The 19,047-nt window shown below is 70.1% G+C and carries 21 protein-coding genes; 7 read left to right on the top strand and 14 right to left on the bottom strand.

The genetic code is table 11. The annotated features are described in order from the left end of the window. Positions 1-987, top strand: coding sequence for a sulfotransferase family protein (locus ACIO3S_RS18580; protein ID WP_400466691.1), 987 nt, complete (start codon positions 1-3; stop codon positions 985-987). Here the strand turns inward: ACIO3S_RS18580 and ACIO3S_RS18575 are convergent. Next, on the bottom strand, positions 971-1,867 hold the full coding sequence (locus tag ACIO3S_RS18575) for a hypothetical protein (protein WP_400466688.1): 897 nt from the start codon (positions 1,865-1,867) through the stop codon (positions 971-973). The genes ACIO3S_RS18580 and ACIO3S_RS18575 overlap by 17 nt on opposite strands. Before the next feature lie 161 nt (positions 1,868-2,028). Here ACIO3S_RS18575 and ACIO3S_RS18570 point away from each other — a divergent pair, with 161 nt between their 5' ends. After that, entirely contained in the window at positions 2,029-2,625 is a 597-nt protein-coding gene (locus ACIO3S_RS18570; RefSeq protein WP_350715812.1) for a hypothetical protein, read from the top strand. After that, positions 2,625-3,224 (top strand): nucleoside deaminase, encoded by a 600-nt coding sequence (locus ACIO3S_RS18565; protein ID WP_400466685.1) that lies wholly within the window; start codon positions 2,625-2,627, stop codon positions 3,222-3,224. The genes ACIO3S_RS18570 and ACIO3S_RS18565 overlap by 1 nt, the downstream gene beginning before the upstream one ends. Positions 3,225-3,229: 5 nt before the next feature. Here ACIO3S_RS18565 and ACIO3S_RS18560 read toward each other — a convergent pair whose 3' ends face one another. After that, on the bottom strand, positions 3,230-4,438 hold the full coding sequence (locus tag ACIO3S_RS18560) for an MFS transporter (protein ID WP_400466682.1): 1,209 nt from the start codon (positions 4,436-4,438) through the stop codon (positions 3,230-3,232). An 86-nt stretch (positions 4,439-4,524) separates the two neighbouring features. Between ACIO3S_RS18560 and ACIO3S_RS18555 the strand changes: the two genes are divergently transcribed. Then, on the top strand, positions 4,525-4,857 hold the full coding sequence (locus ACIO3S_RS18555) for an ArsR/SmtB family transcription factor (protein ID WP_400466679.1): 333 nt from the start codon (positions 4,525-4,527) through the stop codon (positions 4,855-4,857). On the opposite strand, the gene ACIO3S_RS18550 is transcribed toward ACIO3S_RS18555, so the two are convergent. Beyond that, on the bottom strand, positions 4,854-5,432 hold the full coding sequence (locus ACIO3S_RS18550) for an antibiotic biosynthesis monooxygenase (RefSeq protein ID WP_400466676.1): 579 nt from the start codon (positions 5,430-5,432) through the stop codon (positions 4,854-4,856). The genes ACIO3S_RS18555 and ACIO3S_RS18550 overlap by 4 nt on opposite strands. A 58-nt stretch (positions 5,433-5,490) precedes the next feature. Here ACIO3S_RS18550 and ACIO3S_RS18545 point away from each other — a divergent pair, with 58 nt between their 5' ends. Beyond that, positions 5,491-5,808 carry an antibiotic biosynthesis monooxygenase gene (locus tag ACIO3S_RS18545; RefSeq protein WP_160026672.1) on the top strand — a complete coding sequence of 106 codons (318 nt, stop codon included), beginning with the start codon at positions 5,491-5,493 and terminating at the stop codon, positions 5,806-5,808. On the opposite strand, the gene ACIO3S_RS18540 is transcribed toward ACIO3S_RS18545, so the two are convergent. Genes ACIO3S_RS18540 through purB form a run of 3 tightly spaced genes read right to left on the bottom strand, consistent with a single transcriptional unit; the run spans position 5,795 to position 8,563 of the window. Beyond that, positions 5,795-6,694, bottom strand: a complete 900-nt coding sequence (locus tag ACIO3S_RS18540; protein WP_400466673.1) for an oxygenase MpaB family protein — start codon at positions 6,692-6,694, stop codon at positions 5,795-5,797. The two genes, ACIO3S_RS18545 and ACIO3S_RS18540, sit on opposite strands and share 14 nt — an antisense overlap. Positions 6,695-6,734: 40 nt before the next feature. Then, the gene (locus ACIO3S_RS18535; RefSeq protein WP_400466670.1) at positions 6,735-7,127 is read right to left on the bottom strand and encodes an NUDIX domain-containing protein; all 393 of its coding nucleotides are present in this window, start codon (positions 7,125-7,127) and stop codon (positions 6,735-6,737) included. A 5-nt stretch (positions 7,128-7,132) separates the two neighbouring features. Next, complete coding sequence (purB, locus tag ACIO3S_RS18530; protein ID WP_400466667.1) at positions 7,133-8,563, bottom strand: adenylosuccinate lyase; 1,431 nt, start codon at positions 8,561-8,563, stop codon at positions 7,133-7,135. 39 nt (positions 8,564-8,602) lie between these two features. Between purB and ACIO3S_RS18525 the strand changes: the two genes are divergently transcribed. Then, on the top strand, positions 8,603-9,817 hold the full coding sequence (locus ACIO3S_RS18525) for a DUF4032 domain-containing protein (protein WP_400466664.1): 1,215 nt from the start codon (positions 8,603-8,605) through the stop codon (positions 9,815-9,817). A gap of 70 nt (positions 9,818-9,887) precedes the next feature. Here the strand turns inward: ACIO3S_RS18525 and ACIO3S_RS18520 are convergent, their stop codons facing one another. From ACIO3S_RS18520 to ACIO3S_RS18495, 6 genes are all read right to left on the bottom strand, one after another. Then, positions 9,888-10,166 (bottom strand): hypothetical protein, encoded by a 279-nt coding sequence (locus ACIO3S_RS18520; protein WP_400466661.1) that lies wholly within the window; start codon positions 10,164-10,166, stop codon positions 9,888-9,890. Between the two features lie 22 nt (positions 10,167-10,188). After that, positions 10,189-11,484, bottom strand: a complete 1,296-nt coding sequence (gene purD / locus ACIO3S_RS18515; protein ID WP_400466658.1) for a phosphoribosylamine--glycine ligase — start codon at positions 11,482-11,484, stop codon at positions 10,189-10,191. Positions 11,485-11,493: 9 nt separating this feature from the next. Continuing rightward, complete coding sequence (locus tag ACIO3S_RS18510) at positions 11,494-12,777, bottom strand: adenylosuccinate synthase (protein WP_160026666.1); 1,284 nt, start codon at positions 12,775-12,777, stop codon at positions 11,494-11,496. 152 nt (positions 12,778-12,929) lie between these two features. Further along, positions 12,930-13,910 carry a helix-turn-helix domain-containing protein gene (locus ACIO3S_RS18505; RefSeq protein WP_400466655.1) on the bottom strand — a complete coding sequence of 327 codons (981 nt, stop codon included), beginning with the start codon at positions 13,908-13,910 and terminating at the stop codon, positions 12,930-12,932. A gap of 27 nt (positions 13,911-13,937) precedes the next feature. Further along, on the bottom strand, positions 13,938-15,440 hold the full coding sequence (lysS, locus tag ACIO3S_RS18500) for a lysine--tRNA ligase (protein ID WP_400466652.1): 1,503 nt from the start codon (positions 15,438-15,440) through the stop codon (positions 13,938-13,940). A gap of 44 nt (positions 15,441-15,484) precedes the next feature. After that, complete coding sequence (locus ACIO3S_RS18495) at positions 15,485-15,898, bottom strand: DUF3151 domain-containing protein (protein WP_400466649.1); 414 nt, start codon at positions 15,896-15,898, stop codon at positions 15,485-15,487. Positions 15,899-15,985: 87 nt separating this feature from the next. On the opposite strand from ACIO3S_RS18495, the gene ACIO3S_RS18490 reads away from it, so the two are divergent. Continuing rightward, a complete protein-coding gene (locus ACIO3S_RS18490) occupies positions 15,986-17,464 on the top strand; it encodes a DHA2 family efflux MFS transporter permease subunit (RefSeq protein WP_400466646.1) in 1,479 nt (492 codons plus the stop codon). Here the strand turns inward: ACIO3S_RS18490 and ACIO3S_RS18485 are convergent. Continuing rightward, positions 17,456-18,115 (bottom strand): cache domain-containing protein, encoded by a 660-nt coding sequence (locus tag ACIO3S_RS18485; protein ID WP_160026661.1) that lies wholly within the window; start codon positions 18,113-18,115, stop codon positions 17,456-17,458. The genes ACIO3S_RS18490 and ACIO3S_RS18485 overlap by 9 nt on opposite strands. Further along, the gene (locus tag ACIO3S_RS18480; protein ID WP_350661264.1) at positions 18,112-18,834 is read right to left on the bottom strand and encodes a GntR family transcriptional regulator; all 723 of its coding nucleotides are present in this window, start codon (positions 18,832-18,834) and stop codon (positions 18,112-18,114) included. Before ACIO3S_RS18480 ends, ACIO3S_RS18485 begins: the two co-directional genes overlap by 4 nt. Positions 18,835-19,047: the final 213 nt, after the last annotated feature.

Here is a 19,047-nt window from a genome sequence, read left to right as displayed (position 1 = left end):
ATGGAGCGACGACCACAGCCAGACTTCTTGATCATCGGGGCACCGAAAGCAGGGACCACGGCGCTGCACTCGGCGCTCGCGAGGCACCCGCAGGTGTTCGCCACGACACCGAAGGAACCGAAGTACTGGCTCTGCGACGACGCTCCGCCGCCCCACTGGCGCGGCCCCGGCGACAAGCACTCTCAGCAGGAGTGGGTCTGGCGGCGTACGGACTACGACCGGCTCTTCGCCACCGCCCCCGAGCACGCGATCCGGGGCGAGAGCACGCCGTTCTACCTCTGGTCCACCAGCGCCCAGCGGCGGATCGCCCAGGAGCTTCCGAATGTGAAGCTGATCGCTGTCGTGCGCGACCCGATCGACCGCGCCTACTCCAACTGGATGCATCTGTGGTGCGACGGACTGGAGCCGGTCGCCGACTTCCCCACGGCTTTCCGGCTCCAGGACCGGCGCGCCCACGACGGCTGGGCGCCGTTCTGGCGCTATCGCGAGCTCGGGCTCTACGGCCGGCAGCTCGACCACCTCTACGGGCTGGTCGGCGAGGACCGCGTGCTGGTGGTGCGCTACCGCGACATCGTCGACGAGCCCGCCGCGACCGTCGACCGCGCCTGCCGTTTCCTCGGCATCGAGCAGGGCCATGTCGATCACATCCCGAAGGACAACAGCAGGACGTACGTCGAACCCGGCTGGCGCCCGAAGGTGCTCGGGCCCGTGGTCAGGGGCGGCGCCTGGCTCGCCCAGTTCGCGCCGCCGGAGGTCTGGCGCAGGAGCTACCCGCCGTTGCTGCGCCAGCTGGCGGGACCGGGCGACCACCACCGGCCCCGGCTGACGCCCGAGCAGCGCGAGCAGCTCCTGCCCGCCTTCGCCGAGGACATCGAGCTGCTCACCAAGGTGAGCGGGCAGGACTTCTCCGACTGGCTCTCCACCTCGAGCCGGGGATCGTTCCAGGAGCGCGCGAGACTCGCGGAGAACCTCAGCGAACCAGCGTGATCAGGTCGTGGGCGCCGTCCTCACGGGCGGCCTCCACGTAGTAACGGATTCTTCCGTCGGGCAGCGGAACGGCGCTGGCGTAGCGGAAGGCGCCGTCGGAGTGAGGGCTGGCGACCGGGGCCGCATCGGGGTCGGCGACCAGACGGGTGCCGTCCCAGCGGGCGACGCCGGTGGTCTCGTACCAGTTCGACTCGGCGTCGGCCCGGCCGTCGTAGAGGACGACGAGCGGGTCGTGCGTGACGACCGTGGTGACCCGGGCCCCGCGGGCGTCCCAGCGGCCGGGGCGGCCGGCGAGGACCTCGCCGTCGTCGTGCCACTCCAGGCCGTCGGTGCTCGTCAGATAGCGAGTGGTCATCCGGTCCTCGTGGCCCGGCTCGGTGAGCGGGTGGCAGCACAGCCACATCTGCCAGGTCTGGGTCACCGGGTCGATCGCGATCACCGGGTCCTTGACCGCGACGGTGTCGCTGCCGGGGTGGACGACCTGGCGGTGGCCGTCCGGGAGCCCGTCGACCGTGTCGGCGGTGAGACTGTCGACCCACCAGTGCTTGGAGTCCCAGGTGGCGCAGGAGAGGTAGAGCCGCCAGCCGCCATCGGGCAGCGGGACCAGCACCGGCCGCTCCAGCGACTCGCAGCCGAACTGGTCGCGGTGGACCTCGGTCACCGTCTCGAACCGCACCCCGTCCGTCGACCGGGCCACGCTGACCGTCACCCCGCGCCCGTCCGAGAGCGGCCGCCGGTTGCGCCAGGTCAGCCAGAAGACCCCGTCGACCAGGACCGCGCTCGCGGCGCCGGCCCAGTTGCCCGGGCCCTCGCCCGGCGCCGGGATCACGAGCTCGGCGCCGTCGTAGGACGGGAGGGATGACAGCGTCGCGATGCTCATGGTGCCGATGATAGTCAATCCACTCACTCGACTAATCAGCCGCGCCGGGTCGCCGCGAGGTGTAACACGTCGTTCGGAGTACTACTCGCCCTATCGGAACGACCGGATAGTGCTACGAACAGCGTGTTACACCGCCGCTCGCTGTGGCATGGTTTCGAGCCATGGCCGAGACAGCTGATCAGATCTATGCCCGAGTCCAGGCCGGCGGTGACCTGCCCGCACCGAGCGTGACCGAGTGGGACATCTTCCCGTGGGTCGTACGCGACGGCGAGATCGCCCCCAAGCCGCTCGCTCCCCCGGCTCCCGAGGAGCCGCGCAGCGGCGAGGACGGGGTGGACTGCACCCTGTGCGGCACCGACCTGCCGGGCGTGATCTGGCAGGACGAGAGCTGGCGGGTGAAGCACCTGAAGCAGTCCGGGCTGCCGCTGGTGCTGATCCTCGAGCCGCTCGAGCACTACGACCTGCCCGATCTCGACGAGCACCAGGCGGCGGAGTTCGGGGTCCTCACCGTGCGACTCGCCAGGATCGTGGAGAGCCTGCCCAACATCGCCCGCTGCCACGCGATGCGGATCGGCGACGGTGCCGAGCACCTGCACATGTGGTTCCTGGCCCGCACGAAGGACCTGCTCTCCGTACGCGGCAGCTTCTCGCCCGACTGGGACGACATCCTCCCGCCCGGCCCCGAGGAGATCTGGCGCGCCGACCTGGCCGAGGTCGCCCGCAAGCTCGCCACCCACGGCGGCGAGGCACTGGTCTGATGGACCTGAGCGACGAGGCAGACGTACGCCGCCTGCTGGACGTCATCGAGCAGGAGATCGTCCCGCTGACCCGTGCCGGCGTGGCCGCGGGCAACAAGATCTTCGGTGCCGCGATCGTGCGCCGCGCTGACCTCTCGACGGTGGTCGCCGAGACCAACAACGAGACCGAGAACCCGCTGTGGCACGGGGAGATCCATGCCATCAAGCGCTTCTTCGAGCTCGCGGCCGAGGACCGGCCGGCTCCCGCCGACTGCCTGCTGCTGGCGACCCACGAGCCGTGCTCGCTGTGCCTGTCGGGGATCGCCTGGTCAGGGTTTCCCGAGTTCGCCTATCTCTTCAGCCACCAGGACTCGGCCGACTCCTTCGCGATCCCCTACGATCTGGCGATCCTGAAGGGCGTGTACGCCGTCCCGGACCCCGACCGCGACGAGGTCGCGCCGGGGCGAGATCTCTACAACCGCACCAACGCCTACTTCGTCAGCACCGGACTCGCCCCGCTCGCCGACCCCGACCAGCTCGCCCGGATCACCCGGACCTACGACGAGCTCTCGGCGACGTACCAGGAGAGGAAGGGTGGCGGCGCGATCGCGCACCCCTGACTAGGTCAGTCGCCGCTGCGCCAGCGCAGCAGGCCGGCCATGGCGGAGAGCACCGCGACGACGGCGCCGTAGACGTACGTCGTGGTCGTGAGACCGATCTGCGGCGTCAGCAGCCCGGCGACGACCGCCGGGATGCCGAAGGCGAGGTAGGACACGATGAAGATCACCGCGAAGACCTCCGCCCGCTCATGTGCCGGCAGGAGCGGCATGATCGAGCGCAGGATGCCGAAGAAGGCCGTGCCGAAGCCGGTGCCCGCGACGACCACCGCGACGAGGTACGCCGTCACCGAACCGGCCAGGAGTGCGGCCAGGCTGAGCACGGTGCCGGTGGCCAGCGCGGCCGTGCCGTAGAGCGTCGTCGTCCGCGCCGAGCGGTGCCGGAAGACGTACGACGCCAGCCCTCCCGCACCGGCGAGGGCGCCGATCGCCAGCCCCTGCAGGATGTGGTTGGTCACGCCCAGCTCGGAGCGCACGATCGCGGCACCGAGGGAGAGGAACAGCCCACCGGTGGCCCAGCCGGCGAAGATCGCCGGGGCGCTGCGGGCAAGCAGGCCCCGGATCGCCGGCGGCACCGCGATCCGCGGGCGCAGCGAGGCCACCAGGCCCTCGTGGCGGGGCGCGGTCTCCGGTACGAGCCAGACACCTGCCGCGAGCAGCAGGGACAGCAGGATGAGGGCGTCGAAGACGAGCAGCCGCGCGTCGGCGGCCATCTCCATCGCCACGCCGGCGACGACGGCACCGACCGCCAGGCCGGCCATCGGGGCGACGGCGTTGACCACCGCGGCGGAGCCGGGCCGCGACGGCCGCTCGAAGTCGGCCACGGCTGCGGACAGGGTCGAGAGCAGCAACCCGCTCGCGACCCCTTGCAGGATCCGAGCCTCGAAGAGGGCGGCGGCGGCATCGGCGCCGCGGAAGAGCAGGAAGCTGGCCGCCAGGAGGACGAACCCGACAGTCACCACCGGGCGTCGCCCGACGTGGTCGGAGACCGAGCCGAACACCAGCAGCGTGCCGAGCAGGGCGACGGCGTAGACGGCGAAGATCGCCGTCATCACCCAGGGCTGGAGCCCGAGGCCGACCTGGAGGTCGGGGTAGAACGGCGAGGGGGCGCTGGCCCCCGCCATCATCAGCACGACCGCCCCGAGAGCCACCCCGGCCCCGAGCCGCCGCCCCGAGACGGCGTCCGTCGTCACACCGCTCACTGCCTCTGCCGACATCACCACTCCATCCATCGTTCGAATTATTTCGAACCTTTCGTTCGAGAGTACGTGCCTTCCGTCGACTGTGCAACTATTATCGAACCATGAGTTCTTCCCCGGACCTTCCGCATCCTGAGCGGTCGGAGATCTCACTGACGACCGTTCTCTTCGCGCTCAGCGACCCCGAGCGCCTGGCGATCGCCCGTCAGCTGGTCGACGGACCGCTCGACATGGCGGAGTGCCACCTGAGCAACCCGGACGTACCGAAGTCGACCAAGTCGCACCTGATGAAGGTGCTGCGTACGTCAGGTGTGGTCCGCAACGAGGCCAACGGCCGCGCCCGGCGCCTCTCGCTGCGGCGAGAGGATCTCGATGCCCGGTTCCCCGGGCTCCTCGACGTGGTGCTCTCCGCCGAAGACGGCGACGCGAAGCCCTAGCCTCGGCGCCAGGGCGCCGGGCGGCCGTGCAGGAACCACTCCATGTTGCGGGTGATCCACGGCAGCCCGAAGTAGGTCATGAACGGCAGCGTCACGACCATCACCCCGAGCACCTTCAGCGGCAGCGCCCACTCCGCGACCAGCGGGCCGAGCAGCCAGTTGGCGAGCAGGCTGACCGGGTAGAACATCAGGAAGATCGTGATCGTCTGCTTCCACCGCGGCGGGGCCGTCGCGACCCCGGAGACCTGCTCGACGTCGTAGGTGCTCGGCGGGTCGAACCAGCCCTCGATGCCGGTGCGCCGCTCGATCCGGGTCTCCTCCACGAACGGCTCGCCCGCCCCCAGCCACCAGCCGCGCTGCCGGCTGTTGTCCCACCTGCCCAGGGTCTCGTGGGAGTCGAAGCGGTACAGCAGGTGCCACTGGTCGGAGTCCGGTGACGGCCGCACCCAGCCCGCTCCCAGGAAGCCGGGGAACTCACTGGCCAGCCGGATCCCCGCCTGCATCCAGGCGACCATCTCGTCGCGGCGCTCCACAGAGACTCGACGGGCGATGGTCACGGTTACCGGCTCGGACATGCCGTCCATCGTCGCAGGCACGTACGCCGCCTCCCCAGCCCTCGCATAGGTTTGCGGCATGTCTGTGGTGAAGATCAATGCAATCCAGGTTCCGGCCGAGGCGGGAGCGGAGCTCGAGAAGCGGTTCGCGGCGCGGGCCGGTGCGGTCGAGAAGTCGCCGGGGTTCCTCGGCTTCCAGCTGCTGCGCCCCGTCGCAGGTGACGACCGCTACTTCGTCGTCACCCACTGGGACTCCGAGGAGTCCTTCGCGGCCTGGCGCGACGGGGATGCCCGCGCCGCGCACGCGACTCCGCCGGGTGAGGCGCCGCGCAAGCCCGTCGCCACCGGCGCCGATCTGCTGGAGTTCGAGGTCGTGCTGGACGTCAAGCCGGCGTGACGTCGGAGACGCCGGGAATGCTGACGCCTCCTCGGCGCACCAACGCCTGTTCTCCCTGCTGGACGACCGTGTAGAAGTGCTCGCTCCGCCCGCGCAGCAACGGCGTGGACCCGATGAGCGAGAGGCGGCCGTGGGCGAGCCGGCTGGCGGTGCGTACGGCCTGCCATCTCCTCTCGGCGGCAGCCGACCACGGGATGCCGTAGTGCTCGCGGACGAGCGCCGGAAGGCTGCCCTGGACGACGGTCCGGAGAGTCTCGGAGGTCGGCGGCCCGCCAGGGAGGTGGTAGCCGGCGCTGCCGGCGATGTGCCGGCCGACCAGGCGCGCCTCGTCCACGAGATACGGCTCGTCCGAGGCGAGCCAGGCGTCGAAGCGGCGGCGGAAGTCGGGATAGGACGCCGGCGCGGCCGACGACGGCATACCGAAGAGACCAGCCCAGGTCACGAACCCGTCGAAGAGCTCCTCGCGCTCGTCCGGGCGGAGCGGGCGGACCAGGGCGTCGTACATGAACTCGACCGAGTCGAGCGCGAAGGCCGCCGTCCACCACATCAGCCCGGGGTCGGCGGCCGAGTAGGGCGACCCCTCGGGATGCGCGGGACCGCCGGGGACCTCCATCGTCCCCGCGACGGGCACATGCCGCTTCGCCGTGAAGGCGAGCGCCCGGTCGGCCTCCTCCTTGGTGCCGAGGAAGACCGTCTCCATCAGCCGAGCGGTCAGCGCGAGCCGCGTGTAGGGCGTCGACCGGTGCACCGTGTGCTGCGCGGTGCCGACGAAGAGCCGTGGGTGCAGGCCACCGATCACCAGCGCCCGCTGTCCCCAGCTCAGCCCGACGGCCCGCTGACGCATGACACGGACGACCATCGAGTCGGCGGCGAAGTACCCGGACACACCAACAGTCTGACACCGCGTCGCGGCCGGCCGCGACGGTTCAGGCGGGTTCGAGCGCGGGGACGACGTACTCCCTGGTCAGCGGGGCGAAGTCGGCTCCGTCGGCGATCTCGGCGAGCGTCGCCCAGCGCAGCTCCGCGATCTCGGCAGCGGCGTCCGGGGCGACCTCTCCGGTCCAGGTGAAGACCGTCGAGCGCACCAGGTGACCCGGCTCGTTGGCGGCGTCCGCCTCGAACTCGCCGAGCAGCGCCAGGTCCTCGACCCGAAGTCGTACGCCGAGCTCCTCCGCCACCTCGCGGACGGCCGCCTGCGCGGCCGACTCCCCCGGCTCCAGCTTTCCGCCGGGGAGCATGAACTTCGCGGTGCCGTTCTTGCGGACGGTCAACATGCGCCCGTCACCGTCCCGGAAGACGACCGCCGCGACGGTGATCACGGGACTCAGAGGATCTCTCCCGGCACGTAGGCGGCGGCCTCGGGGTAGCGGGCGGTGACGGCCTCCACGCGGCGTACGACCTCCTGGACCTGCGCGACGGCGGCACCGGTGAACTCGATCGGCTCGGCCACCAGCGACTGGATCTGGTCCTCGGTCAGACCGAGCCGGGAGTCGGCGCCGAGCTTGGCGAAGACGTCGTTCTCGGCCTGTCCCTTGCGCATCGAGAGCGCGGTGCCGACGGCGGCCTCCTTGATCGCCTCGTGCGCCTCCTCGCGGCCGACGCCGTTGCGGACGGCTGCCATGAGCACCTTGGTGGTCGCCAGGAACGGCAGGTAGCGGTCGAGCTCGCGCTGGATCACGGCAGGGAAGGCGCCGAACTCGTCCAGCACGGTCAGGAAGGTCTGGAAGAGGCCGTCGGCGGCGAAGAACGCGTCCGGGAGCGCGACGCGGCGCACGACGGAGTCGGAGACGTCGCCCTCGTTCCACTGGTCGCCGGCCAGCTCCGAGATCATCGAGAGGTAGCCGCGAAGCACCACCGAGAGGCCGTTGACCCGCTCGGTGGAGCGCGAGTTCATCTTGTGAGGCATCGCGGAGGAGCCGACCTGGCCCTCCTTGAAGCCCTCGGTGACCAGCTCGTTGCCGGCCATCAGCCGGATCGTGGTCGAGAGGTTGGAGGGGCCGGAGACGAGCTGGACCAGCGCCGAGACCGCGTCGAAGTCGAGGGAGCGCGGGTAGACCTGGCCGACGCTGGTGAAGACGTTCTCGAAGCCGAGGTGGGCCGCGACCCGCTCCTCGAGCGCAGCCAGCTTGTCGGCGTCACCGTCGAGCAGATCGAGCATGTCCTGCGCCGTGCCCATCGGGCCCTTGATCCCGCGCAGCGGGTAGCGGGCGATGAGCTCCTCGACCCGCTGGAGCCCGACCAGCATCTCGTCGGCGACCGTCGCGAACCGCTTGCCGAGCGTCGTCGCCTGGGCAGCGACATTGTGCGAACGACCGGCCATGACGGTGGTCTCGTGCTCGGCCGCGAGCCGCGCCAGGCGAGCCAGCGTCGCGACGGCACGGTCGCGGATCACCTTCAGGCTCGAGAGGACCTGGAGCTGCTCGACGTTCTCGGTGAGGTCTCGCGAGGTCATGCCCTTGTGGATGTGCTCGTGACCGGCCAGCGCGGCGAACTCCTCGATCCGCGCCTTCACGTCGTGGCGGGTCACCCGCTCGCGGGCCGCGATCGAGTCGAGGTCGACGTCCTCGACGACCTTCTCGTACGCCTCCACGACCCCGTCGGGGACGTCGATGCCGAGATCCTTCTGGGCCTTGAGCACCGCGATCCAGAGCTGACGCTCCAGGACGATCTTGTGCTCGGGACTCCAGATCCCGGCGAGGTCGGCCGCGGCATAGCGGTTGGCGAGAACGTTGGGCACCACAGTCACGGCGGACATTCTCCCATGCTCCGTGCCCACCCCCACTAACGTGGCGGTATGGCCCTGCGGATCCTCGCCAGCCGGCCCGATCCGGCGATCTACACCCTGCCCTGGTCATTTCCCCTGGAGGACTGGCCGGATGATGTCGTGGTGCCGCTGGCCCGCGGGCTGAGTCGCCATGTCGTACGCATCGTGCGAGTGCGCAACCACATCTACGCGGTCAAGGAGACCCAGGCCGACATCGCCCGGCGTGAGTACAACATGCTGCGCGAGCTGCAGCGCCTCGGCCTGCCGACCGTGGTCGCCAAGAGCGTGGTCACCGGTCGCAAGGACCGCGACGGCAACGACCTCGGCGCCGCGCTGATGACCGAGCACCTCACCTACTCGCTCCCCTACCGCGCGCTGTTCGAGCGGGGGCTCGCAGCCGACCGGCTCCCAGCGCTCATCGACGCGCTGGTCGTCCTGCTCGTACGCCTCCACCTGGCCGGCTTCTACTGGGGCGACGTGTCCTTGTCGAACGTCCTGTTCGTGCGCGACGCGGCCGGGTTCGCCGCCTACCTGGTCGATGCCGAGACCGGGGAGCTGAAGCCGGAGCTCTCCGACCGGCTGCGGGAGTACGACCTCGACGTCGCCTACCAGAACATCTACGGCGAGCTGCTCGACCTGCAGGCGAGCGAGTCCCTGCCCGAGGCCTTCCCGATCGATGCGATCGTCGAGCGGCTGCAGAGCCGCTACGACGCGCTGTGGCGCGAGCTCACCGAGGAGCAGGTCTTCTCCGCCGAGGAGATGTGGCACATCGAGCAGCGCATCGAGCGCCTCCACGACCTCGGCTTCGACGTCGAGGAGCTCGACATCACCACCAGCGAGGACGGCGACACGGTGGCGTTGCGGCCGCGGGTGGTCGAGCTGGGCCACCACCGCCGCGAGCTGCGTACGCTGACCGGGCTGGACGTCCAGGACGCCCAGGCGCGGCGGATCCTCAACGACATCTCCGCCTTCCGCGCCACCCGCGAGCTCGGCGACCGGCCGATCGAGGTCGCGGCGAGCCGCTGGCTGCGCGAGGTCTACGAGCCCATCGTCGCGATGCGCCCGCCCGGCGCCGCCGCCAAGCTGACCCCGGCGCAGATGTTCCACGAGATCCTCGAGCACCGCTGGGTGCTCTCCCAGTTCGCCGGCGAGTGGGTCAAGCTCATCAACGCCGCCGAGTCCTACTACGAGGACGTCATAGAACACCGGCCCGACGAGGCCGTCACCCCGCCCGCCGAGGACTGACCACCGAGTCTCCCTTGAGCTCGTCGAGTCGGCTCGTTCTGACGAGCCGACTCGGCGTCACCTGGACGTCTCAGGCCCGCCGGATGGTGACCCGGCCGGCCTTCAGGTCGACCCCGTGGGGCGGGTCGTCACCGTCGGGTGACGGGATCACGTGACCGACGTTGTCCTGCTCCTTGAGGTCGCGCGCGGCGCGGGCGTTGCCGGGATCGAAGACGTCGATGAAGTTGCCGAGGCCGTCGCCGAGACCGGACGAGATTCCTCGCCGGGAGGACCGCAGCACCTTGTTGCACGCGGCGATCATCAGGCCGAGCACGACGACGACAGCGATCCCGAACACGACCCAGGTCATGCTCGGCAGACTACGCCGATGCTCAAAGCAGCGAGGCGCCCTCGACGACGCCGAGCGGCTCGGCCGCGATGTCGGAGCGCCGCTGGAGTCCGTCGAACGTGATCAGGTCGGCGGCGGCGTATGCCCGTGAGCGCGCGTCGTCGATGTCGTAGCCCTTCGCGCGGACCGCCAGCACCCGGCCTCCCGCGGTGACCAGGTGGCGGTGGTCGGGCTCCTCGGGGGTGGAGGCATCGACGATCGCCGTGCCGGCGTGGATCACGTCCACGTCGTTGATCGAGTTGGCGTTGCCGGCGCCGGTGATGACGTCGCCCTTCGAAGACGACTCGGGGTAGCCGGCCGAGGCCAGCACGACGGTCACCGAGGCACCGTCGGAGAAGGTCGGCGCATCGACGGTGTCCAGCGTGCCCGTGGCCGCCGCGAGGAGCAGGTCGCCGAGGGAGGACTCCAGAAGAGCGAGGACCGGCTGGATGTCGGGGTCACCGAACCGGCAGTTGAACTCGATCACCTTCGGACCCTTGGCGGTCAGCGAGAGCCCGACGTAGAGGCACCCGACGAACGGAGCGCCGCGCTTCTCCATCTCGACCAGGGTCGGCTGGACGACGGTCGTCAGCACGGCGTCGGCCAGGTCCGGCTGCGCCCACGGCAGCGGCGAGTAGGCACCCATCCCACCGGTGTTGCCGCCCTTGCCGCCGTCGAAGATCCGCTTGAAGTCCTGGGCCGGCTGCAGCGCGTGGGCCCGCGTCCCGTCGCAGATCGCGAAGAGCGAGACCTCGGGGCCGTCGAGGAACTCCTCGATGACGACCCGCTCGCAGGCGGCTGCGTGGGCCAGCGCCTCCTCGCGGTCACGTGTCACGACGACGCCCTTGCCCGCGGCAAGAGCGTCGTCCTTGACGACGTACGGAGCGCCGAACTCGTCCAGCGCGGCGGCCGCCTCCTCGGGCGTGGTCGCCACGCGCGAGCCCGCGGTCGGCACGCCGGCCACGGACATCACGTCCTTCGAGAACGCCTTCGACCCCTCGAGCTGCGCGGCAGCCTCCGACGGCCCGAAGACCGCGATCCCCGCCTCACGGACCGCGTCGGCGACCCCGGCCACCAGCGGCGCCTCGGGCCCGACGACGACCAGGTCCACGCCCAGCTCGCCGGCCAGGGCGGCGATGGCAGGACCGGACATGATGTCCACATCCCGGAGCGTGGCGAACGCCGCGATCCCGGGGTTGCCGGGCGCGGCGTACACCTCGTTCCCCTCCTGGGAGAGCTTCAGCGCGAGCGCGTGCTCACGACCACCGGTGCCGACGACGAGGATCTTGCGAGAAGTCACGCGCCAACCTTAGGTCAGCGAGTTGATGATGACCGTCTCGTCGCGGGCCGGGCCGACGCCGATGACCGACATCGGGGCGCCGGAGATCTCCTCGACGTACTTCACGTACGCCTGGGCGTTGGCCGGGAGGTCGGCGAACGACCGGGCACCCGAGATGTCTTCCTTCCAGCCGGGCAGCATCTCGAAGATCGGCTTGGCGTGGTGGAAGTCGGACTGGTTGACGGGCATCTCGTCGTGGCGGACGCCGTCGACGTCGTACGCCACGCACACCGGGATCTCCTCGAGGCCGTCGAGCACATCGAGCTTGGTCAGGACGAAGTCGGTGACGCCGTTGACGCGGGCCGCGTAGCGGGCGATGACCGCGTCATACCAGCCACAGCGACGCGGGCGTCCGGTGGTCGTGCCGAACTCGTGGCCGTTGTCGCGCAGGTAGTCGCCCGACGCGTCGAAGAGCTCGGTCGGGAACGGCCCCTCCCCCACGCGGGTGGTGTAGGCCTTCACGATCGCGACGACCCGGTCGATCCGGGTCGGCGGGATGCCGGAGCCGGTGCAGGCGCCGCCCGAGGTGGCGTTGGAGGAGGTCACGAAGGGGTAGGTGCCGTGGTCGACGTCGAGCAGGGTCGCCTGGCCGCCCTCGAGCAGCACCGTCTCGCCCCGGTCGAGCGCCTGGTTGAGCAGCAGGCCGGTGTCGCACACCATCGGCGCGATCCGGTCGGCGTAGGACAGCAGGTCCTCGACGACCGCGTCGACGGTGAAGCCACGGCGGTTGTAGACCTTGGAGAGCAGCTGGTTCTTCAGCTCCAGGGCACCCTCGACCTTGCCGCGCAGGATCGACTCGTCGAAGAGGTCCTGGACGCGGATGCCGATGCGGTTGACCTTGTCGGCATAGGTCGGCCCGATCCCGCGGCCGGTGGTGCCGATCTTGCGAGAGCCGAGGAATCGCTCGGTGACCTTGTCGAGCTGGCGGTTGTAGTCGGCGATGACGTGGGCGCTGGCGGACAGCTTCAGCTTGGAGATGTCGACGCCGCGCTGCTCCAGACCGCTCAGCTCCTCGAAGAGGACCGCGAGGTCGACGACCACGCCGTTGCCGATCACCGGCGTCACGCCGGCGGTCAGGATGCCGCTGGGCAACAGGTGGAGGGCGTACTTCTCCTTGCCGATCACCACCGTGTGGCCGGCGTTGTTGCCGCCGTTGAACTTCACGACGTAGTCGACGTGCTCACCGAGCAGGTCGGTCGCCTTGCCCTTGCCTTCGTCGCCCCATTGGGCGCCGATGATCGTGATCGCGGGCATGTGTTGCTCCTTCGCTCCGGACGGAGTCCCTCCGCCCTGCGGCGGCTGCTCAACGCACCATTACCTAGTGTGTGCTGGATCCATCAAATGCAGAAAGCCCTGGCAAGACCAGGGCTCTTGCGACCACACGCTAGCAAATTCGGACTCGTACGTCACAGCCAGGCTCGCCGGGCGGCCTCCACACCCGCCTCGAACCGCGACGTCGCACCGAGCTCCTCGAGCAGCTCAGCGACCCGTCGCCGGACCGTACGCAGCGAGACCCCCAGCCTCCGGGCGATCTGCTCGTCCTGGGCTCCGCTGGCCAGCTCGGCGAGCAGCAGACGACGCTCGGCGCTCGGCAGGTCCTCCAGCTCGGCCGCCGGGAGGGCGCGACGCCACAGCTCCTCGAAGTAGCTGGTCACCACCTCGACGATGCCCCGCTGGCGTACGTTGATGATCGGCTGCTCCACCGTCCCGAGCGGGTCGGGGAACATCGCGTGCGTGCTGCCGACCACCATCAGGTGGGTGCCGACGCGTGGCAGGATCCGGATCTCCTCACCGATCGCGACCCGCATCCGCAGCACGTCGGGTGAGTGCTTCAGCGCGGCCACCGGGTAGATGCCACGGCACCGGCGACCCGACTTGATCGTGGACTCGATGACCGAGATGAACCGCATCTCCGAGGGATGCACGGTCACCGCCGGGCGCAGCCACATCATGTCGCCCGAGGTGGCCGAGACCAGCCGCTCGAAGGTCTCCGGCGTGAACTCGGTTGCGATCACCTCGCCCTCGATCGGGTGCTCCTCGCCGATCTGGGCCGGGAGCCGCGCGGCGGTGCCGGCGACGTACGGCACCGACTGGGAGATCTTGAGCAGATGGTCGTGGGCGTCCTGGGCCCTGGTCGCGGCCCGCTCCAGCATGTGGGCGACCACCGCCGTCGGGCTGAGCACGGTCAAGGTCTCGCCGATGGAGACGACACCGCTGTCGACCAACGGCGCGGCCTCCTCCAGCAGCTCCTCCTCGGAGGAGGACAGCGTCGCCGCCACGACCACCAACGGCCACCCGTTGAGCGGGAGAAGACGGCTGTAGAGCTGTGCCGCGCCCGGGTCGAACCCGAGCGCGGTCATCAACGTCTCCGACCGGCCGTTCTCCATATCTGGCACTTTAATGCCAGTTAGTCGTCAGGCCTCCGGCTTGAGCAGCGGGAAGAGGATCGTTTCGCGGATCCCTGCGCCGGTGAACAGCATGATCGCCCGGTCCAGGCCGAGCCCGAGGCCACCCATCGGCGGGGCGCCGTACTCCAGCGCTCGCAGGAAGTCCTCGTCGAGCTGCATCGCCTCGGGGTCGCCGCCGGCGGCCAGGAGAGACTGGGCGGTGAGGACCTCGCGCTGCACGACCGGGTCGATCAGCTCGGTGAACCCGGTGCCGCGCTCGACACCGCCGATGATCAGGTCCCAGGCGAGCACCTTGCCCGGCTCCTCGTCGTTGATCCGCGCCAGCGGCTGGGCGATCGCCGGGAAGTCGCACAGGAAGGTCGGCTGGAGCAGGTGGGGCTCGACCAGCTCGCCGCACAGCTCCATGACGATCTTGGCCGCGTCCCAGGCCGGGTCGAGCTCGACGTCGTGCTTGTCGGCGAGCGCCTTCAGCGTGTCGACGTCGGTGTCAGGGGTGACCTCGACACCGACGGCCTCGGAGACGCCCTCGTAGACCGGCAGCCACTTCCACTCGCCGTCGAGGTCGATGACACCGGCCTCCGTCTCGACCTGGCGCGAGCCGACCGCGTCGGCGGCGGCGAGATACATCTGCCGCATCTCCTCGGCGATCGTGAACTGGTCGCCGTAGGCCTGGTAGGCCTCGATCATCGTGAACTCGGGGCTGTGCGTGGAGTCGACGCCCTCGTTGCGGAAGATCCGGCCGATCTCGTAGACCTTGTCGACGCCGCCGACGACCGCCTTCTTCAGGTTGAGCTCGAGCGCGATGCGCAGCGTCATCGGCTGGTCGAAGGCGTTCATGTGGGTCTTGAACGGCCGCGCGTGCGCACCACCGTGGATGAGCTGCAGGACCGGCGTCTCGACCTCGAGGTAGCCGTCGTCCTCCAGCCGGCGTCGGATCGCCTGGGTGATCTTCGCGCGCGTACGCACCATGTCGCGCGCCTCCTGGCGCACGATCAGGTCGGCGTAGCGCTGCCGGACCCGGGCCTCCTCGGAGAGGTCCTTGTGGAGCACCGGCAGCGGCCGCAGCGCCTTGGACACCATCTGCCAGCTCGAAGCCATGATGGAGAGCTCACCGCGCCGCGAGGAGATCACCCGGCCGGTGACGGCGACGTGGTCACCGAGGTCGACCAGGCTCTTCCACTCCGCGAGCGACTCCTCCCCCACCTCGGCGAGCGAGAGCATCACCTGGAGCCGGGTGCCGATGCCCTCCTGCAGCGTCGCGAACGCGAGCTTGCCGGTGTTGCGGACGAACATGACCCGACCGGCGACGGTGACCACGTCCTGAGTCTCGTCGCCGGCCTCGAGCTTGTCCTCGTAGGCCTCGCGCACCTCCGCGAGCGTGTGGGTGCGGCCGACCTCGATGGCGTACGCCTTCTTGCCCTCGGCCAGCAGGCGCTCGCGCTTCTCGCGCCGGACCAGCATCTGCTCGTTGAGGTCCGGCTCTGGCGCGTTGGTGGTCTGCTCAGTCACGGGTCAAGGCTAGGCGAAATCGCTGGTCCGACGCGATTCGGTAATCACCCCAGAAGCGCGTCGTACGCCGTCGGGCTGCTGTCGCGCAGGAACTCGCTGCAGCGCTCCCACTCCTCGGTCTCGCCGATCGCCTTGGCCTGCTCGGCGAGGAGGGCGAGGCTGGTCAGGAAGCCGCGGTTGGGCTCGTGCTCCCACGGCACCGGGCCGTGGCCCTTCCAGCCGTTGCGGCGCAGCATGTCGAGCGAGCGGTGGTAGCCGACGCGGGCGTAGGCGTAGATGGTCACGTCCTCGGCACCGGCCTCCTTGGCGGCCGTCGCGAGCGCGGCCCAGGCAGAGGGCGAGGCCGGGTGGCGGCGTACGACCTCGGCGGGGTCGGTGCCGGCGGCCAGCTCGTCGGTCGCGGGGTCGGCGGGGAGGTGGGTCGGCGGCGGTCCGGCCATCAGGTCCTGGTGGGTCATACGCACCATTGTGCCTGCAGCCACCGACCGTCTTTCCCCGGGCAGACCGATCAGGGAGATGTCGGCGCGCGGGTGTTGACTGTGGCCATGAGCCAGCCCGTGACGCAGACGACCGCAGCGCAGACGACCGAGCACCCCTGGCGGGCGCTGGTCGCGCTGTGCATCGGCTTCTTCATGCTGCTGGTCGACATGACGATCGTGACCGTCGCGACGCCGGACATCATGGCCGAGCTCGACGCGAGCGCCAACGCGGTGCTGTGGGTGACCAGCGCCTATCTGCTGGCCTACGCCGTGCCGGTCCTGATCATGGGCAGGCTCGGTGACCGGTTCGGACCCAAGTGGGTCTACATCGCCGGCCTGGCCGTCTTCACCGCCTCGTCGCTGTGGTGCGGGCTCGCCGGAAGCATCGAGTCGCTGGTCGCGGCGCGGGCGGTGCAGGGTCTCGGCGCGGCGATGATGACGCCACAGACGATGGCGACCATCACCCGGATCTTCCCTGCGGAGCGGCGGGGCTCGGCGATGGCGCTGTGGGGTGCGACCGCTGGCGTCGCGACGCTCGTCGGTCCGCTCGCGGGCGGGGCGCTGGTCGCGGTCGGCGGCTGGGAGTGGATCTTCTGCGTCAACGTGCCGATCGGCATCATCGCGATCGTCCTCAACTGGCTGATGGTCCCTGCGCTGGAGACCCACGCCCACGTCTTCGACTGGCTCGGGGTGGCGCTCAGCGGCGTCGGGATGTTCTGCGTGGTCTTCGGTCTGCAGAACGGCGAGCAGCGCGGCTGGGACGCCGTCACCTGGGCGCTCGTCGCCGGGGGCGTCGCGATCATGGCGCTCTTCGTCTGGTGGCAGGCGCGCAACCGCAAGGAGCCGTTGGTGCCGCTGTCCATCTTCACCGACCGCAACTTCTCCGTCTCCAGCCTGGCGATCTCCTGCATGGGCTTCGCGGCCGTCGCGCAGGGCTTCCCGCTGATGCTCTACGCCCAGCTCGTCCGCGGCTACACCGCGCTCGAGGCGTCCCTGCTGATGGTCCCGATGGCCTTCGTCTCTCTCCTCGCCGCGCCGCTGGTCGGTCGGCTGAGCGACCGCGTGCATCCGCGGCTGCTGACCGGCGTGGCCTTCTTCCTCTGCTCCCTCTCGCTCTTCTGGCTCGCGGTGCCGATGACCGTCGACTCCCAGCTGTGGCAGCTGCTGGTGCCGATGGCCGTCTTCGGTCTCGGTTCGGCCGCCGTGTGGGCGCCCCTTGCGGCGACCGCCACCCGCAACGTGCCGATGCGGCTGGCCGGCGCGGGCGCCGGGGTCTACAACGCCACCCGGCTCGTCGGGTCGGTGATCGGCTCCGCCGGGGTCGCCGTGCTCATCGACCTCCGCCTCAACGCCCACGGCCTCGGCGGATCGCTCGCGGGCGGCCACGAGACCGCAGCAGGCTCCTCGGTCCCGCCCGCCGTGGCCACGGAGTTCGCCGAGGCGATGTCGGAGGTGATGCTGCTGCCGGCGGCCGCCCTGGCGGTCGGCTTCGTGGCGGTGCTCTTCTTCACCACCCCGCGTCACATGGTGAAGCCGTCAGCCTAGAGCGACCGAGAGCGGCAGCCCGCGGCACGGGATCATGTCCCGGGCGGTGGTGAGCGGGGCACCGGTGGCCAGCTGCGGGTCGGCGGAGACGATCGCCTTGCCGTGGCCGTTGACCAGCGTGGCACCGGCCTCGCGCAGTCCCGGCAGCAGCATCGTCTCGAGCGTCTCGACCAGGGTGTCTGCCCCCGCGACGCCGACCATGCGGCCCCCGGCGTAGACCGGCATCGTCGTGGTCATGACGTACTCGTCGGTGCAGACGAAGTCGACGTACGGCCCGACGAGGGTCAGCTCCCCCGTGCGCTCCGGGGTGCGGTACCAAGGCTGGCGGGTGTAGTCGATCGCCTCTCCCGTGCCCGGCGCATCGGCGTCGCCGAGGAAGTCACGCTCCTCGCCCTGCCACCAGACGAGGTAGAGCCGGCGGTCGCTGAGCACGCCCGGGGCCGCGACGAAGCCACCACCGATGAGGTTGGGGTTGCGCAGGAACTCCAGCGAGCCGGGCTCGAGCCGCTCGCGCAGGGACGCGGTGGTGACCGGGCCGGCCTCGAAGAGGGCGGCCACCTCGCTGCGTACGCGCTCGAGCTCGGTCACGATCGGCCCGAAATGCTGCTCGACCTGAGCCACACAGTCGATGGGAGTCATGGTCTTCGTCATCGTCGCACCGCCTCATGGATCTCGGCCAAGCGTTCAAGGGAGTGGGCGACATGCTCGCGTACGCTCTCCCGTGCCCTGACAGCATCTCCTGCTGCGAGGGCTTCGACAAGCTCCTGGTGGCGGGTCGCCGTGGCCTCCCGGAAGCCCGGCTCGTTGAGCGGGATCCGGAGCAGCGCGCCGAAGTCGGCCTCCTGACGCACCACCTCGCGGGTCATCCGGGCCGACTGCGTCAACGCGGCCACCGACAGGTAGAGCTCGCTGTCGGCGCTGCGCCAGCGGGCCACGTCGCTGACGTTGAGCGGGATCAGCAGGTCACGCAGGTCCTCGACCTCGTCAGGGTCCGTACGCTCCGCCGCGATCTCCGCACAACCAGTGAGCACCACCAGGTAGACCGTCGCCCGGTCGCGCAGCTCGACCCGCGACATCGACGCGAGCCGGTCCTCGACGAGGTCGCCGCTCTCGGGGGCACGTACGAACGAGCCACCGCCCCGCCCCCGGGTCGTCACCACCAGGCCCTTGGCGCGCAGCGCGACCAATGCCTCCCGTGCGGTGACCGTCGCGACGCCGAGCATCTGGGCCAGCTCCGGCTCGCTGGGGAGCCGCTCGCCGTGCGCGAGCACGCCGGAGCGGATCGCCTCCGCGAGCCGGTTCTCGACGCGCGCCGCCCGGCCCTCGTCGCCGATCGGGGCGAAGATGGCCGCGCGAGCTCGGGACGTCATCACACGCACACCGAAATCCTAATGTATGGATCTAGATGATTCGGCCCTCAGATCTGTTCGAATCTGTTCGAATGAGCACAGAAAGTTCATGAATTTCGTCTTAACCATCTGGATCCATGGGCGTTTCTATGCCTAACCTGAGCCCACGACTGACGCACACTTGTGTCGGTCACCCAAGATCGTCGGATGTCCAGGGCTTGTGGGGGGCGCTGG

The sequence above is a fragment of the Nocardioides sp. NPDC087217 genome (genome assembly GCF_044744805.1).
Lineage (GTDB): Bacteria > Actinomycetota > Actinomycetes > Propionibacteriales > Nocardioidaceae > Nocardioides.
The sequence above is the reverse complement of the archived record's forward strand: the minus strand, read 5'-3'. Positions and strand labels throughout refer to the sequence as shown.

What these genes read in the sequence shown, in the direction of transcription:
- ACIO3S_RS18580 (WP_400466691.1), top strand. Translation starts at nt 1, where the DNA reads ATGGAGCGACGACCACAGCCAGACTTCTTGATCATCGGGGCACCGAAA.
- ACIO3S_RS18575 (WP_400466688.1), bottom strand. Translation starts at nt 1,867, where the DNA reads ATGAGCATCGCGACGCTGTCATCCCTCCCGTCCTACGACGGCGCCGAG.
- ACIO3S_RS18570 (WP_350715812.1), top strand. Translation starts at nt 2,029, where the DNA reads ATGGCCGAGACAGCTGATCAGATCTATGCCCGAGTCCAGGCCGGCGGT.
- ACIO3S_RS18565 (WP_400466685.1), top strand. Translation starts at nt 2,625, where the DNA reads ATGGACCTGAGCGACGAGGCAGACGTACGCCGCCTGCTGGACGTCATC.
- ACIO3S_RS18560 (WP_400466682.1), bottom strand. Translation starts at nt 4,438, where the DNA reads ATGTCGGCAGAGGCAGTGAGCGGTGTGACGACGGACGCCGTCTCGGGG.
- ACIO3S_RS18555 (WP_400466679.1), top strand. Translation starts at nt 4,525, where the DNA reads ATGAGTTCTTCCCCGGACCTTCCGCATCCTGAGCGGTCGGAGATCTCA.
- ACIO3S_RS18550 (WP_400466676.1), bottom strand. Translation starts at nt 5,432, where the DNA reads ATGTCCGAGCCGGTAACCGTGACCATCGCCCGTCGAGTCTCTGTGGAG.
- ACIO3S_RS18545 (WP_160026672.1), top strand. Translation starts at nt 5,491, where the DNA reads ATGTCTGTGGTGAAGATCAATGCAATCCAGGTTCCGGCCGAGGCGGGA.
- purB (WP_400466667.1), bottom strand. Translation starts at nt 8,563, where the DNA reads ATGTCCGCCGTGACTGTGGTGCCCAACGTTCTCGCCAACCGCTATGCC.
- ACIO3S_RS18525 (WP_400466664.1), top strand. Translation starts at nt 8,603, where the DNA reads ATGGCCCTGCGGATCCTCGCCAGCCGGCCCGATCCGGCGATCTACACC.
- ACIO3S_RS18520 (WP_400466661.1), bottom strand. Translation starts at nt 10,166, where the DNA reads ATGACCTGGGTCGTGTTCGGGATCGCTGTCGTCGTCGTGCTCGGCCTG.
- ACIO3S_RS18510 (WP_160026666.1), bottom strand. Translation starts at nt 12,777, where the DNA reads ATGCCCGCGATCACGATCATCGGCGCCCAATGGGGCGACGAAGGCAAG.
- ACIO3S_RS18505 (WP_400466655.1), bottom strand. Translation starts at nt 13,910, where the DNA reads ATGGAGAACGGCCGGTCGGAGACGTTGATGACCGCGCTCGGGTTCGAC.
- ACIO3S_RS18495 (WP_400466649.1), bottom strand. Translation starts at nt 15,898, where the DNA reads ATGACCCACCAGGACCTGATGGCCGGACCGCCGCCGACCCACCTCCCC.
- ACIO3S_RS18490 (WP_400466646.1), top strand. Translation starts at nt 15,986, where the DNA reads ATGAGCCAGCCCGTGACGCAGACGACCGCAGCGCAGACGACCGAGCAC.
- ACIO3S_RS18485 (WP_160026661.1), bottom strand. Translation starts at nt 18,115, where the DNA reads ATGACGAAGACCATGACTCCCATCGACTGTGTGGCTCAGGTCGAGCAG.
- ACIO3S_RS18480 (WP_350661264.1), bottom strand. Translation starts at nt 18,834, where the DNA reads ATGACGTCCCGAGCTCGCGCGGCCATCTTCGCCCCGATCGGCGACGAG.